Genomic DNA, 14,113 nt, shown 5'->3' with positions numbered 1-14,113 from the left:
CCAAGGAACCAAGGAGACTGTCTTGAATCATCCACTGCCCAACTTGAAGCTGCAGAGCATCCTGAATCCGGCCGCCACGCCCAGCGCGACCTACGGGGCCCGCCAGCAAGCCGTGCTCGGCGGTGAAGCCTTCGCCCGCGCCGCCGTGCAGATCCGCCGCTGGCCGGGCTACGCGCCGACGCCACTGGTCGCGCTGGACGGCCTCGCGGGTGCCGCCGGGGTCGCCCAAATCCTCTACAAGGACGAAGGCGGCCGCTTCGGGCTGGGCAGCTTCAAGGCACTGGGCGGTGCCTACGCTGTCAGCCGCCTGCTGGTGCGCGAGATCGCCAGCCGCCTAGGCGTGAGCGACGTGTCGGTAGACGATCTCCTGTCGGGCCGCTATGCCGACGTGGTGCGCGACATTACCGTGACCTGCGCCACCGACGGCAACCACGGCCGCTCGGTCGCCTGGGGCGCGCAGCGCTTCGGTTGCCAGTGCGTGATCTATATTCACGCCACCGTAAGCGAAGGCCGCAAGGCGGCCATCGAGCAATACGGCGCGCTGGTGGTCCGCACCGCCGGCAACTACGACGACTCGGTGCGCCAGGCGGCCGACGACGCGGCGCGGCTGGGCCGCTTCGTGGTGTCCGACACTTCCTACGAAGGCTATATGGAGGTCCCGAAGGACGTGATGCAGGGCTACGCGGTGATGGCCGACGAGGCGCTGCATCAGTTGCCGGACGGCCAGCTTCCGACCCACGTCTTCCTGCAGGGCGGCGTGGGTGGGCTCGCCGCCGCCGTGTGCGCGCACTTCTGGGAAGTGCTCGGCGACAAGCGTCCGCGCTTCATCGTGGTCGAGCCGGACAAGGCCGCCTGCCTGTATGAAAGTGCGCGCGCCGGCAAGCCGGTGGCGGTCCACGGCGACCTCGACACGGTGATGGCCGGCCTCGCCTGCGGCGAAGTCTCGCTGCTGGCGTGGGAAGTCCTGCATCCCGGCGCGCATGCCTTCCTGACCATCGATGATGCCTCCGCGCTCGACAGCGTGCGCCTCCTGGCCGACAGCCGCTATGGCGATACGCCCATCGTGGCCGGCGAATCGGCAGTCGCGGGGCTGGCCGGCTGCCTCGGTGCGATGGCCGATCCCGCCGTGCGCGAACAACTCGGCCTGACTGCTGCCAGCCGGGTGCTGGTGTTCGGCAGCGAAGGCGCGACCGACGTGGCACTGTACGAGCGCATCGTCGGCCGCCTGCCGGAAGACGTGAGGAAAGCAGCGTGAATGCTACCCTCGACCTTGAACAGACGGCGCGCATCGACCTGCCCCGCCTGCTGCGCCGGATCGCCGCACTCGGCGAAGTGGGTGCCATCGACGGCGGCGGCGTCTGCAGGCTCGCTCTGACCGACGAGGACGGTGCCGGGCGCGATCTCGTGGTGTCGTGGATGCGCGAGCTGGGCTTGTCGGTCAGCATCGACGGCATCGGCAACGTGGTCGGCGTACGTGCCGGCCGCGAAGACCTCCCGCCCGTGATGACCGGCTCGCACATCGACACCGTCCGCACCGGCGGCCGCTACGACGGCAATCTCGGTGTGCTCGCTGGCCTGGAGGTCATGGCGGCGCTCGGCGACGCCGGCATTGTCACGCGTCGTCCGCTGGCAGTGGCCTTTTTCACCAATGAGGAAGGCGCGCGCTTCGCCCCCGACATGATGGGCAGCCTGGTGTTCCAGGGCGACCTTCCGCTGCGGCAGGCGCTGGATACGCGCGGCATCGACGGCACCACGGTCGGCGAGAACCTCGCCCGGATCGGCTATGCCGGACCGGCGCCGGTGGGCCGCAACCGCGTCCATGCCTTCGTGGAACTGCACGTGGAGCAGGGACCGGTGCTGGAGCATGAGGACATCACCATCGGCGCGGTCACCGGCGTGCAAGGCATCCACTGGACCGAGTTCACCGTCGAAGGCACGTCCAACCATGCCGGCACCACGCCAATGCGGCTGCGCCACGACGCCGGCCTCGTCGCCGCGCGGATCGCCTGCTTCGTGCGGGACCTGTCGCGCGAGCTTGGCAGCGCGCAGCTCGCGACGGTCGGACAGGTGCAGTTTTTCCCGAATCTGGTCAATGTGATTCCGAATCGCGCGGTGTTCACCGTCGACCTGCGCAATACCGACGGCGCGTCGCTCGCCGACGCCGTGCAGCGCACGCAGGCCTACGCGCAGGACACGGCGAAGGCCGAGGGCGTGCGCCTCACCCACCGCACGCTGGCTGACTTCGCGCCGGTGGCGTTCGACGAGGGCATGGTCGCCCGCGTCGAGGCCATCGCGCGCCGCCGCGGCCACAGCGTGCGGCGCATGCCGAGCGGCGCCGGCCATGACGCACAGATGCTCGCCCGCATGTGCCCCGCCGGCATGATATTCGTGCCGAGCGTGGGCGGCCTGTCGCACAACGTCGCCGAACTGACCTACGACCACGACATCCAGGCCGGCGCCAACGTGCTCCTCGACCTGATGCTCGAGCTGGCCGCATGACACTTACCGCATAATTGGAGACACCCTATCATGTCCCGCTTCGTCCACGTCGCCGCAGCCCAGCTCGGCCCCATCCAGCGCAGCGATTCGCGCCGCGACGTCGTCGCCCGCTTGCTCGCCCACCTGCACCACGGCCACGAGATGGGCTGCCACCTCGTGGTGTTCCCCGAGCTGGCGCTGACCACGTTCTTCCCGCGCTGGTACATGGAAGATCCCGAGGAACTCAACGCGTTCTACGAGCGCGAGATGCCCGGCCCCGAGACCCGCGTCCTGTTCGAGACCGCCGCGCGGCTCGGCATCGGCTTCTACCTCGGCTACGCGGAACTGGCAGTCGAGGGCGGCGTCGAGCGCCGCTACAACACCGCCATCCTCGTCGGCCGCGACGGCAAGATCGCCGGCAAATACCGCAAGGTGCATCTGCCCGGCCACGACCAGCATGAGCCGTGGCGCGCCTTCCAGCACCTCGAGAAGCGCTACTTCGAGCCGGGCGACGACTTCGGCGTCTGGCAGGCGTTTGGCGGCGTGATGGGCATGGCGCTGTGCAACGACCGCCGCTGGTCCGAGACCTACCGCGTGATGGGCCTGCAGGGCGCCGAAATGATCCTGCTCGGCTACAACACGCCCGTGCACAACCCGCCCGCGCCGGAGCACGACGACCTGTCGATGTTCCACAACCACCTGGTGATGCAGGCCGGCGCCTACCAGAACGGCACCTGGGTGGTCGGCGTGGCGAAGGCCGGCAAGGAGGAAGGCTGCGAGATGATCGGCGGCACCTGCATCATCGCGCCGTCCGGCGAGATCGTCGCGGCCTGCTCGACCAAGGGCGACGAGCTGGCCATCGCGCGCTGCGACCTTGACCTGTGCCAGTCGTACAAGACCACGACGTTCAACTTCGACCGGCACCGCCGGCCGGAGGCCTACGGCCGCATCACCAGCCAGCGGGGCGCCACGCCGCCGCAAGCCGTGGCCGCGTAGCCGGCACCTTTCCCGCCCCCTTCCCGAATCCATAAAAAATAACGTGATGCAGGCGCTTCCGGGCGCCGGCAGGGGGCGTTGTTGTCTCACCAAATCCAAAGGAGGAACATAGTGAGCGATTCCCTGCACTCTGCGCAGCCGCTGCGCACCCCGGCCACAATCCCGAACACCGGGACGTCGGACACGATGGAAGCGCACGACCACGCGCTGTACCGCAAGGTGGCCTGGCGACTGCTGCCTTTCCTGATGGCCTGCTACGTGGCAGCCTTCCTTGACCGCGTCAACGTCGGCTTCGCCAAGCTCCAGATGCTGGACCAGTTGAAGTTCAGCGATACCGTGTACGGTCTCGGCGCCGGCATCTTCTTCATCGGCTACTTCCTGTTCGAAGTCCCGAGCAACGTTCTCATGCACCGCATCGGGGCGAAGAAGACGCTGGCGCGCATCATGATCTTGTGGGCCTGCATCTCGGCCTGCATGGCGCTGACGAAAACGCCGACGCAGTTCTACATTCTGCGCTTCCTGCTCGGCGCCGCCGAGGCCGGCTTCTATCCCGGCATCATCCTGTACCTCACCTACTGGTTCCCTTCGCACCGTCGCGGGGCGGTCATTGCGGTATTCATGACCGCGGTGCCAATGGCCGGCATCCTCGGCGGGCCCCTGTCCGGCTGGATCATGGAGAGCATGCACAACCACTACGGCTTTGCCGGCTGGCAATGGATGTTCCTGCTCGAGGCGATTCCATCGATCGTGCTAGGGCTTGCCGTGGTGTGGTATCTCGACGACCGCATCGCCGACGCGCAGTGGCTGAGCGCGGCCGAGAAAAACCGCCTTGCGCAAAACGTTGCGGCAGAAAAAGCGGCCAAGGTCGAGCACGTGTCGCTACTGAAGCTGTTCCGGGATCGCCGCGTGATCCACATGGCGCTGATCTGCTACTGCACGGTCTCCAGCCTGTCGGGCCTGGCGTTCTGGATTCCGTCGGTGATCCGCTCGACGGGCGTTGTCTCGCTGCTGGACGTGGGACTGCTGACGGCGATCCCGAACGCGTTCGCGGTGGTGTCGATGATCCTGGTGTGCCGTCATTCGGACCGGACGCGCGAGCGGCGCTGGCACATGGTGGTGCCGTTCCTCGTCGGCGGCACCGGGCTGGCGCTCAGCACGCTGTTCAGCCACAACCCCATGCTCGCGGTGGCGATGCTGTCGGTGGCAGCGGCGGGCTGCATGGTCTGCTCGCCGTTGTTCTGGAGCCTGCCGACCGCATTTCTCGAAGGCCGCAGCGCGGCAGCCGGCATCGCGGCGATCAACTCCTTCGCCGGCCTCGCTGCCTTCGCCAGCCCCTACGCGATCGGCTGGATCAAGGACCTGACCGGCTCGACCGACTGGGGTATGTACTTCCTCGCCTCCTTCACCGTGATCGGCGCAATGCTGGTGCTTCGTGTGCCGGCCACGCTGGTCAACCGCTGACGACAAGAGAAATTCGACATGATTGATCAAGCAAGCAATCTCAGTGACGTCGCCGCGCTGGCGCGCGAAATGGTACGCATTCCCAGCCTCTCGGGTCAGGAGGGTGACCTCGCCGCCCTGCTGATGCGCCGCATGTCCGAAGCCGGCTTCACATCGGTAACGATGGATCGCAACGGCAGCGTGCTCGGGCTGATCGGCCCCGACGACGCAGACGTGATGCTGCTGTTCGACGGCCATATGGACGTCGTGCCGGTCACAGGCCAGTGGCACTTCGACCCGTTCAGCGGCACCATCCACGACGGTCGCCTGCACGGGCGCGGAAGCACCGATATGAAGGGCGGCATCGCCGCGGCAATCTGCGGCGTCGCGGCGGCAGCGCGAGAACGGCCGCTGCGCAAGCGCATCGCGGTTTCCGCGAGCGTGCTGGAGGAAGTCATCGAAGGGCATGCGCTGGCATCGGTGCTAGGCCGGTGCAATCCCGCGGCGGTGGTCATCTGCGAACCGTCGAAACTGCAGGTCAAGACGGGACAAAAGGGCCGGCTTGAGATCCAGTTGACCTTCCACGGCAAACCGGCGCATGCGGCGACGCCCCACCTCGGTGTCAATCCGCTGAATACCGCCGCGCGCGCGCTAACCGTGCTGGAAGGACTGCAACTGCCGACCGACCCGGTGCTTGGCGCTGCGCTGCTCGTGCCGACGGACATCGTCTCGTCGCCCTATCCGTCGATCTCGATGATCCCGACGTCCACCACCATTCGCTTCGACCGCCGGACTCTCGACGGCGAGACGCGGGAAGACGTCCTCGGTCAGATCGACGCCTGCCTGCGTGCCGCCGGTCTGCACAACTTCTCGCTGGCCGTGTCAGACGATGAGGTGCGAACCTTTACCGGCGAATCGGCGCGACCGAACCGCTGGCTACCGGCATGGCAGCAGCCGGACAGCGCCCCGCTCGTGCAAGCCGCCGTCCGCGCAATCGCGCAGGCCGGCCGCTCACCGCAGGTCGGGAGCTGGGCATTCTGCACGAACGGCTCCGAATCCGCCGGCCGCCGCCATATTCCGACCATCGGCCTAGGGCCGGGATGCGAGGAGGATGCGCATACCATCGATGAATCGATCGCCCTGGAACAACTGGAGGGGGCGCGGGAGATCTATCGCAACCTGGTGTTGGAAATGGCCTGACGAGACAACGCCGGCCAGGTACGTCGACTGGCCGGTCAGTCCCATGGCTTAGTGGTCGTGGAAGTACGCAGACGTCGCGCCCCATTTTCCCGGCGATGGGATCCCGGACCGCATGACGTCCTGAGCCAAATCCTTGCCGCCTGCAAGGCCGAACGCGCGGTGACGGCAAGGCTTCCGGCTCCACGCGCCTCATTGCCGCGCGGCACCCCGGGGGCGTTGGCAGGCATGGAAACCATCGCCTGGGCATTCTCCGCGCCGGCCAGTACGCCGCACGCGATCAATCAGCGGCAAAGTGCCGCCATTGAGCAGGCCCTGGCTTTGCCCAACATCAGAGAGCACATTGCCCGCCTGGGGAGCGAGCCAGCATATGTGCCTCCGCAGCAAGCCACGGAGTTCGTGCGGGCTCAGCTGGAGCTATAAACAGCGAAAATTCGTGACGCGGGCATCGGTCCGGGCAGGTCGCTGCCCTCGCCACCGTTGAGCGTCCCCCCCCACGCCGCTGACTCGGACATGCACTGTCGCCACTTCTTCGTCATGCCTGCAATCTGCGGTGTCCGAGCGGGTGCGGAGTTACGATCCTGATCCCTGATCGGCACGCCGCTGCTCGACAGATCCCTGCGCACGGGATTTGTAGTGCGCTTGCAGGCCAGCATCGGCCCGTCGCCCTATCAAGAGTCCGGCAGACTCGGCCCGCTGAGGCGCTGGCCAATTCGATTTGGCCCTCGCACCATTACTTCACTTCTCGTCGGGGCTCTTGTATGGCTGACGTTTCCCAAACACTTGCGCGACCAACGGCACTGTAGTGATGACCGCTACAGCGAGCAGCGTCCAGCCGATGGCGCGGCGTTGTTCCGGATTCATTCGGTCGCTGAGCAACAGTGCGAGGCCCGCACCGCCTGCCGCCCGTGTTCCGGCAATCAATCCAATTTCTGGAATGGTTAGTGATACTTGTTTCATCCGTGCCTCCTGGCGGGTTGGACAGATTCGAAGTAGTTTTGCGGCGCGTGCGGCAGGCGTTCTGTGCGCAAGCCGACACAGAAGGCATCCTGGCGGTTGCGCAACTCGGCGGTCGCGTTCAGTTGGAAGCCAAGTGGGCCCACCTTCTAGAACTTCAGGGACAGCTTTCTGAAGCCACGGACGACCGAAATGGCATCGGTCAGCGATTACCCAACGAAGTGCAGACTTGAGCTACCTTCGCAAGAAAGGAGATCACCATGGCATCACTGCACTCCCCCCACAAGGCGGGAAGCTACGTGCTGGAAGAATGAAGAACTTGGACCTCTCGATGCTAGACGTTCTACGCAAGGTAGATAGAACCTTCGAGATTCGGGATGATCAACGCTTTACCGCAGTGAACGCAAAAGGCTTTGAGGTGAACATCCTGCGCCGTGAGGCCGCAGATGTTGGCCCCAACGCCGGTCCACGCGATGCAGGTTGGAGGGCGCTAGGTGGTGTCGGGGTAAGAGCAGACGGTCGACGGCCCGACACGACGACTGGCGTGGAAGGGGCGCGCCAGGTAGAACCTGTGCCTCCGGCGCGACCGCAGCTGGCTCGGAAGTGAAGGGACTATCTCCGAATTCTATGGGTCAGGTTCGTCGCCCGGTAGTTAGCGCCCGGCGGGCGCTAGCGATCGCTTAGCGTGCAAAATTTTCCGTTTTCTGAAGCGACCCCATGACCTGCGTATCGCTGGCCTGTCGTGCCGTTCATCAAGCTGGTTCGACGGGGTGCCGCTCGTGCACGTCGGCAAGCACCGCCTTGAAGACGATCTCAATAAGCTGCTCCGGAAAGGCCAGCCTCGATACACCGATCAGATTGCTGGCGCACTGAGGCCGCGCCATGGCGTAGGCTTCTTTGCGCACCTTGCCCGCTACTGCAAACGCCTCATCGACATCGAGGACATAGAGCGTCTCTTCCACCACGTGGTCGAGCGTGGCTCCGAACTGTGCGAGGATCGTTGCAGCGTTTGCATAGGTCACCCGCATCTGCTCCGCCATCATCGAGAAGTCGGCTGGCTTGCCGGTTCCATCGAGCGCAGCAGGCGCGATCATGACGCCCTTGTCGTCGTGGCTGAGCTGGCCGGACACATAGATCATGTTTCCGATCTTGATTGCCTGTGCATAGCCGTAGTCGTCTTCCGCCGGCACACCGTGATAGGCAGCCTCTTTGCCATTCAACGCCGTCGTGTTGGTCATATCTGATCTCCTGTTGAATAAGCCGGCCCGGATGTCCGGGCCATTTGTTCACCTCATGACTTCTGAGCGTTGGGCCATGAGCCCTGGACAGATGCCAGAAGGAGAGAAAGCGATGCAGCCAGCAGAACGAGATCCTTAAGAAGGAACTGGCCAGGCATAGCTGAAATGGCCGGAAATCCACCCGCCGTCGCTTCTGCTACGCCGGGGGTAGTCAAGAAAAACGTGAGCGTGATCAGATAGGTCGCAGCCGACATCGCCGCTCCCAATGCGGAGAAAATGGGCTGGAAGGCTCCGAGAATCAGAGCCGCTGCGGTCGACAGCTCAAGTACACCTAGAACGTAACTTGTCCCTTGAACTCCGAATAGGGCGTGCAACCAGCTCATGATGGGGCTGTTGGCGATGAACGGAGCGATGCCGTTGGCTTCGTAAGCGGTGAATTTCATTCCACCGAACCAAAGAAAGATGACGACCAGCGCCCATCTGAGTAGGGCCTGAAGAGAGAGCGATCCAACGCTCTTTTCAGCGATTTGTAGACGAAACTGATTTGCACGAGTGGTCATTGGGGTTTCCCATTCAAGTTGTTCATCGGGTGGTTAGGAGCCTCCACTGTAGGCCCACCAGATATCGATCTCGAGACTACCTTTGCTCAATAAAATGCCCACAAGGATCAAAATAACGAGGCAATCCATCCCAAAAACGGCGGCACAGCGCAGCACGCCGCAAATCGTCTCGTCGAGATCGAGGTTCAGGTACTTGCAGATATAGGCAAGCGCTTCGTGGATTGTCTGCCCGAACGAAACGCAACGACAACGACATTCCAGTTCGCCACGGCTCTGGGATAGTCGCTACTGTGCGTGCATGTCGGACCGCGCGTCATTGCTAAAGCCAGACGCGAACGAGCTCCGCTCGAAGGAATGGCCTGCCTTGCGCCGGCGCGTCTAGCGCCTCATCGAAGCTGCACACGGAAAGCGAAGCGCATTACTCGGCTTCGCGCGCCAGGCGGCGCCATTGCCCCGGCGTCATCCCCATCTTGTCGGTGAACACACGCCGGAATGCCGATACGGATCGATACCCGACTAAGTCGGCCACGGCCTCAGTGGTCATCGCCGGCTTCTTCAGCTCGTTGGCGGCCAGGCTCATCCGGATATCGGTCAGCAGTTCGTTGGCCGAGCGCCCCAGATTGGCCTGAAAGTGCCGCATGAAGGTGGCGCGTGACATGCTGCACAAGTCGGCCAGATCAGACAGGTTCCAGGGTCGCGCCGGATCGGCGAACATGGCTGAAATGGCCGGGGCCAGTCGTGGATGGCCGGCAAGCGCCAACAAGCCTGCCGGGGCCTGTTCGGATTCGCTCGCCGCGCGCAGTACCAGTGTGAACAGCGCGAAGCTAAGCGCGTTGAGCATGGCGTATCCGCCCGGTTTGTCGCCGGTGGACTCCATGCGCATCAGACCCACGAGACTGGCCAGGTGGTTCGAAGCGGACACGATGCCCTCTTCACCACGGCGGTCCATGGCCTGTACCACGAGAGTCGTGGGTAGATAATCGCGAATCAGCCGATCATGGGGCGGCCCGATGAAAAATCGCCCGCACAACATGTCCAGATGCTCGCCCTGGCCATCATTCTCGCTGAGCGTCCATCCTGCAGAACCTTGACGATTGTAGGTAAGACTCGGCGCATGTCCGCTGCCATCGTGCAGCACGTGCGCCGACCCGTGAGGCAACAGCACGATATCTCCACCCACTAGCTCCCTGACCTTCCCCGTCTCCGGATCCTCAATAATGGCCCGGCCCTTGAGCACGACGTGGTAGGGAATCTCGTGCGCCGCGGACTGATCCCAGGCCACACGCCATGGCGCACCGTAGACGCAGCGGACCTCCAGCCGGCCAGTGATGTTGATCATTTGCAGGAGATGGCTCAGCCAATCGACTTGGGACATAGGACCTCGGGAACTTGAAACGCTCAAGCGTCTTATTGCGGTTGCACACCGGTTGTACGCACCACATGGCCCCAGTGCAAGAGCTGATCGGACACGTTGCGCACCGGCCGGGCTGCTCGATTGCAACCATCTATCGCGACCTAGCCCGGATCACGAACGATATCGATGCGCCGAACGATACCTGAGGACAGTACCCGCTCAGCGGGTTAGGCTAATAGCTTTCGGTACTGGATGAAACCGGAGCGATCAGCGATGCGGTCGTAAAGCTGCATGCCGTTATGGTTGGATTCGTGTGTCAGCCAGTGCACACAGGACGCCCCGCGACGTTTCGCTTCCGCATAGACATGCTCGATCAGCGAGCGACCGATGCCGCCGCCACGCGCATTGTCAGCAACAAACAGGTCTTGAAGATAGCAGTAGTCGCCCGTCGTCCAGGCAGATCGATGGTAGATCGAATGCACCAGCCCCAATGGTTGTTCGCCCACCATGGCAAGCGCTGCATGCATCGGTTCGCCTGGGTCCAAGAAGCGCCTCCAGGTATTGAGCGTCACGGACTCGGAGATATCCACTTCGTAAAATCGCTGATAGCCTTTCCACAGCGGAAGCCACATATCAAAATCGTAGTTATCAATGGCTTTGATCTCGACTGATTGCATAGAATATTCCAGAAATAAAAGATGTGCATTCATGCACTGGCCGTCATCTCTGGCGGGCAGTAGTCGCTGCGTGAATGTTGCGCCCGTCTTTGGCCCGTGCATACTGGTAAGTACCGTTCGCTGCAACGGCGTCTACGCAGCTCGTGGGGCCGCAGAAACCTTCCCTCTCCGGGCTTCTGGCTAGGCCGCCGTCACTTCCAGCCCGCGCTGCACCGCCGGACGCGCGAGGCCGCGATCGAGCCACATCTGCACATGAAGAAAGCGGTCGAAGCCAACAATCTCGCGCGCTTCGTAAAAGCCGATCAGGTTACGCACCCAACCAAGCAGCGAAATGTCGGCGATGCTATAGTCAGCGCCCATCACCCAGTCGCGGCCCGCGAGCCGTTCGTCGAGGACACCGAGCAGCCGCGCGGATTCGTTTGCGTAGCGGTCGCGCGGGCGCTTGTCCTCATAGGCTTTGCCGGCGAATTTGTTGAAGAAGCCAACCTGGCCGAACATCGGTCCGACACCGCCCATCTGCCACATCAGCCACTGGATCGTTTCGTAGCGCGTGCCGGGATCGGTGGAGAGGAACCGCCCCGTCTTGTCGGCGAGATAGATCAGGATCGCTCCCGATTCGAACAAGGCCAGCGGCCGTCCGCTCGGACCGTGAGGATCGTAGATCGCAGGAATCTTGCCATTGGGGTTGAGCGCGAGGAAGGCCGAATCGTGGTTCTCATTCGCCATGATGTCGATGCGGTGCGCCTCATAGGCGAGGCCTGTCTCCTCCAGCATGATGCCGACCTTCACTCCGTTGGGCGTCGGTAAGGAAAAGAGCTGGAGCCGATCGGGGTACTGCACCGGCCAGCGCGTGAAAATTGGATGATTGAGTGTCACTTTCTTCCTCCTAGACTCGTCGGTACATACGAAGAGCCTGGACACGTTTCCAAGATTCTTTCTTGGGTGCATCCAGGCTCTGGCGTTACGCTCGCATCAGATGACACCTTCCAGGACCCTCGGAGAGGGTCGATGCGGCCGGATAAAGTTCAGATCGAGCCAGCCGGCGTGACGGCAGGAAAGTCCTTCTCGGGGTCGAACACGTTGTTGAAAAAATTCGTCAGGGAGTACATGGCCACCAGCGCGACGATCTCCATGACGTTCGCATCCGTGTAGCCGGCATCGCGGACGGCTTTCAGATCGGCATCGCTGACGTTGCCCCGGGCCTCGATGACTTTGCGCGCAAACTGGAGGGCGGCGTCGCGCTTCGGGTCGCTGGCGTGACCCTTCCGAGCGAGAATGATTTCCTCGGCCGACAGCTTGGCCATATGCTCGGCCGTAAAGCTGTGAACTGTCAGGCAGTAGTTGCAGCCATTCACTTCGGAGACAGCGAGGCCGATGCCGTCACGCGTCTTCACGTCGAGCGCCTTGCTCAAGGAGCCGAGCAGAGTGGCCCATGCGTTGAACGCAATCGGGCTCTGCGCGAAGCTCGCCATCATGTTTGGGGTGAACCCGATGTTCTTGGTGAACGCATCGAGAGTCGGTTTCGAATCGGCCGGTACCTGTTCCGGCTTTAGAGCTACAGTTCTTGCCATCATAATCTCCGTGAGTTACACGTTTTGCTAATTGGGGAAAGTCCATGTGGGAACCATTCCTCGGCTTACTTCGTACCCAAGTCTTGGGTCGAAGCTGGTCATGCCTTCAAGTAGGAGGTACCTTGCGGCCGCCTCTCACTTGAAGGTCGCTTAGTCGTTCGGCGCGATCACTACCGCCGGGACGCACCTATACCAAATCCAACACATCGTCCACCGGACGGCGCGGCTTCTGCGCCCAGTTTCCCGGGCGCTCTGCCCCGATGGACAACAGCATGACTGGCACTTCGTTTGCAGCCAGTCCGAACTCGCGGTGCACCGCTTCGGCATCGAAACCGATCATCGGCGTCGAACCCAGGCCCAGCGAGCGGGCCGCATAGATCATCGCCGCCGCGCCGAAGGTGCCAGTGCGTACGGCCTCGTCGCGCTGGCGCTGCGGGTAGTGCATGTACAGATCGCGTGCGGGGATTTCCCATTCAGCCACCATCGTTTCCGGCATAACGCCTGCTTCAACCAACGGAGCCAGGCGCTCCGGTATTACGCTGGAATCGGCCAATTGGCCGCAGACGATGAAGGTAACGGCGGCATCGGTGATCGCAGGTTGATTCCAGGCGATCGGACTCAGCCGAGCCTTGGCTTCACGTGTGCGCACGGCGATGAAGCGCCAGTTCTGCAAGTGGAAGGATGTCGGCGCGGCGGTGCCGATTCGCACCAGCTCGCGGATTTGGTCGTCATTCAAGATGGCGGCAGGGTCGTAATACTTGGCGGCGCTGCGGCTCAAGATACATTCGATGACAGCATTGGTTTTGGTAGTTTCGTTGGGCATAGCGGTGGCGCCGGTGGCGGACTCGATGGCGGGAATAGCGATACGGCTCATGGTGCGACCCTTTCATCAGGTGGTTAGGAGCCTCCACTTTAGGCGTACCCGATACCGATTTCGAGACTATCTTTGGTCAATAAAATGCCCAAAAGGATCAAAACAACGAGGCGCCCCATCCTCCACTTTCGGCGCGGCAATGAAGAGCGACGTTTGCGGTACGGTTCCCGGATGGGGTCATGCAGCAGCGGTACTCGCACATGACGTACCAGGCCGGCACCCCGCGGTGATTGGCACCGCCGAAGCCCGGTACGCCACCGATTTCCTCGACGACCTGGAGTCTTTCACCGTGCCCGAGCTGGGCATCCAATGGTGACGAGGACTAGAGTGCGCCGGTGGAAGTCACTGGGCGTGAGTCGGCACGCTAAGGTTACGAGCCGGGGCAATTGGACATCGTCAGCACAGTCAACGGCTGGTACATCGGGAACATTCTGTTTGGCGGCGTAATTGGCTTGCTGGCCGTTGACCCGGCTACAGGTGCTATGTATTCGTTCCCGGATTCCGTCAACGCGACGTTGCATGTTTCGGAGAAGACGGTCGCTGGTTCACCGCAATCCTTGACCATCGTCTCGACGGAAAGCATGACGCCCGAAGCCATGAAGAATGCCCGCTAGGTCGTTGCGCCGAAGTAAATCGCTTCGCGCTGTTGTCCGGTAATGCCGGCACCAGGTGGCGGCGTTTTTTTGGAAATAGGGAGGATCACCGGTGGGGCCTGCTGCACGGGGACATAAGTGCAGAAGCGCTCCGCCCGAATGCGCAGAGGCAGACTCG

At 62.9% G+C, this 14,113-nt stretch carries 16 protein-coding genes; 8 read left to right on the top strand and 8 right to left on the bottom strand.

What is annotated here, in order from left to right; translation table 11 throughout:
- The first annotated feature begins 22 nt into the window (after positions 1-22).
- The 6 genes from E0W60_RS29025 to E0W60_RS38395 all read left to right on the top strand — a co-directional run bounded on the left by E0W60_RS29025 (position 23) and on the right by E0W60_RS38395 (position 6,534).
- Positions 23-1,255, top strand: a complete 1,233-nt coding sequence (locus tag E0W60_RS29025) for a diaminopropionate ammonia-lyase (protein WP_135706464.1) — start codon at positions 23-25, stop codon at positions 1,253-1,255.
- Positions 1,252-2,499 (top strand): M20 family metallo-hydrolase, encoded by a 1,248-nt coding sequence (locus E0W60_RS29020; RefSeq protein ID WP_135706463.1) that lies wholly within the window; start codon positions 1,252-1,254, stop codon positions 2,497-2,499. Before E0W60_RS29025 ends, E0W60_RS29020 begins: the two co-directional genes overlap by 4 nt.
- A 30-nt stretch (positions 2,500-2,529) precedes the next feature.
- Complete coding sequence (locus tag E0W60_RS29015) at positions 2,530-3,474, top strand: N-carbamoyl-D-amino-acid hydrolase (RefSeq protein ID WP_135706462.1); 945 nt, start codon at positions 2,530-2,532, stop codon at positions 3,472-3,474.
- 186 nt (positions 3,475-3,660) lie between these two features.
- The gene (locus E0W60_RS29010) at positions 3,661-4,935 is read left to right on the top strand and encodes an MFS transporter (protein ID WP_240746105.1); all 1,275 of its coding nucleotides are present in this window, start codon (positions 3,661-3,663) and stop codon (positions 4,933-4,935) included.
- A gap of 18 nt (positions 4,936-4,953) precedes the next feature.
- Positions 4,954-6,114: a YgeY family selenium metabolism-linked hydrolase gene (locus E0W60_RS29005; RefSeq protein ID WP_135706460.1), complete on the top strand. Its 1,161-nt coding sequence runs from the start codon at positions 4,954-4,956 to the stop codon at positions 6,112-6,114.
- A gap of 51 nt (positions 6,115-6,165) precedes the next feature.
- Complete coding sequence (locus E0W60_RS38395; protein ID WP_431189926.1) at positions 6,166-6,534, top strand: tripartite tricarboxylate transporter substrate-binding protein; 369 nt, start codon at positions 6,166-6,168, stop codon at positions 6,532-6,534.
- 315 nt (positions 6,535-6,849) lie between these two features.
- Here the strand turns inward: E0W60_RS38395 and E0W60_RS28995 are convergent, their stop codons facing one another.
- The 8 genes from E0W60_RS28995 to E0W60_RS28955 form a co-directional block, all read right to left on the bottom strand.
- On the bottom strand, positions 6,850-7,071 hold the full coding sequence (locus tag E0W60_RS28995) for a hypothetical protein (RefSeq protein WP_135706458.1): 222 nt from the start codon (positions 7,069-7,071) through the stop codon (positions 6,850-6,852).
- A gap of 749 nt (positions 7,072-7,820) precedes the next feature.
- The gene (locus E0W60_RS28985) at positions 7,821-8,306 is read right to left on the bottom strand and encodes a Rid family hydrolase (protein ID WP_011615322.1); all 486 of its coding nucleotides are present in this window, start codon (positions 8,304-8,306) and stop codon (positions 7,821-7,823) included.
- A gap of 53 nt (positions 8,307-8,359) precedes the next feature.
- Entirely contained in the window at positions 8,360-8,866 is a 507-nt protein-coding gene (locus E0W60_RS28980) for a YkgB family protein (RefSeq protein WP_135706456.1), read from the bottom strand.
- 418 nt (positions 8,867-9,284) lie between these two features.
- Positions 9,285-10,241, bottom strand: coding sequence for an AraC family transcriptional regulator (locus E0W60_RS28975; protein WP_135706455.1), 957 nt, complete (start codon positions 10,239-10,241; stop codon positions 9,285-9,287).
- 206 nt (positions 10,242-10,447) lie between these two features.
- Positions 10,448-10,897: a GNAT family N-acetyltransferase gene (locus E0W60_RS28970; RefSeq protein ID WP_135706454.1), complete on the bottom strand. Its 450-nt coding sequence runs from the start codon at positions 10,895-10,897 to the stop codon at positions 10,448-10,450.
- A gap of 180 nt (positions 10,898-11,077) precedes the next feature.
- Positions 11,078-11,773 carry a glutathione S-transferase N-terminal domain-containing protein gene (locus E0W60_RS28965; protein WP_135706453.1) on the bottom strand — a complete coding sequence of 232 codons (696 nt, stop codon included), beginning with the start codon at positions 11,771-11,773 and terminating at the stop codon, positions 11,078-11,080.
- Between the two features lie 149 nt (positions 11,774-11,922).
- Positions 11,923-12,468 carry a carboxymuconolactone decarboxylase family protein gene (locus E0W60_RS28960; RefSeq protein ID WP_011615317.1) on the bottom strand — a complete coding sequence of 182 codons (546 nt, stop codon included), beginning with the start codon at positions 12,466-12,468 and terminating at the stop codon, positions 11,923-11,925.
- Between the two features lie 187 nt (positions 12,469-12,655).
- Positions 12,656-13,291: a nitroreductase family protein gene (locus E0W60_RS28955; protein WP_041687771.1), complete on the bottom strand. Its 636-nt coding sequence runs from the start codon at positions 13,289-13,291 to the stop codon at positions 12,656-12,658.
- A gap of 190 nt (positions 13,292-13,481) precedes the next feature.
- Here E0W60_RS28955 and E0W60_RS37110 point away from each other — a divergent pair, with 190 nt between their 5' ends.
- Both E0W60_RS37110 and E0W60_RS28950 read left to right on the top strand, forming a co-directional pair.
- Positions 13,482-13,658, top strand: coding sequence for a hypothetical protein (locus E0W60_RS37110; protein WP_167884629.1), 177 nt, complete (start codon positions 13,482-13,484; stop codon positions 13,656-13,658).
- Between the two features lie 70 nt (positions 13,659-13,728).
- The gene (locus E0W60_RS28950) at positions 13,729-13,956 is read left to right on the top strand and encodes a hypothetical protein (protein ID WP_135706452.1); all 228 of its coding nucleotides are present in this window, start codon (positions 13,729-13,731) and stop codon (positions 13,954-13,956) included.
- Positions 13,957-14,113 lie beyond the last annotated feature (157 nt).

Source organism: Cupriavidus oxalaticus, assembly GCF_004768545.1.
Lineage (GTDB): Bacteria > Pseudomonadota > Gammaproteobacteria > Burkholderiales > Burkholderiaceae > Cupriavidus > Cupriavidus oxalaticus_A.
Note: the sequence above shows the minus strand (reverse complement) of the source record. Positions and strands in the feature narration are given on the sequence as shown.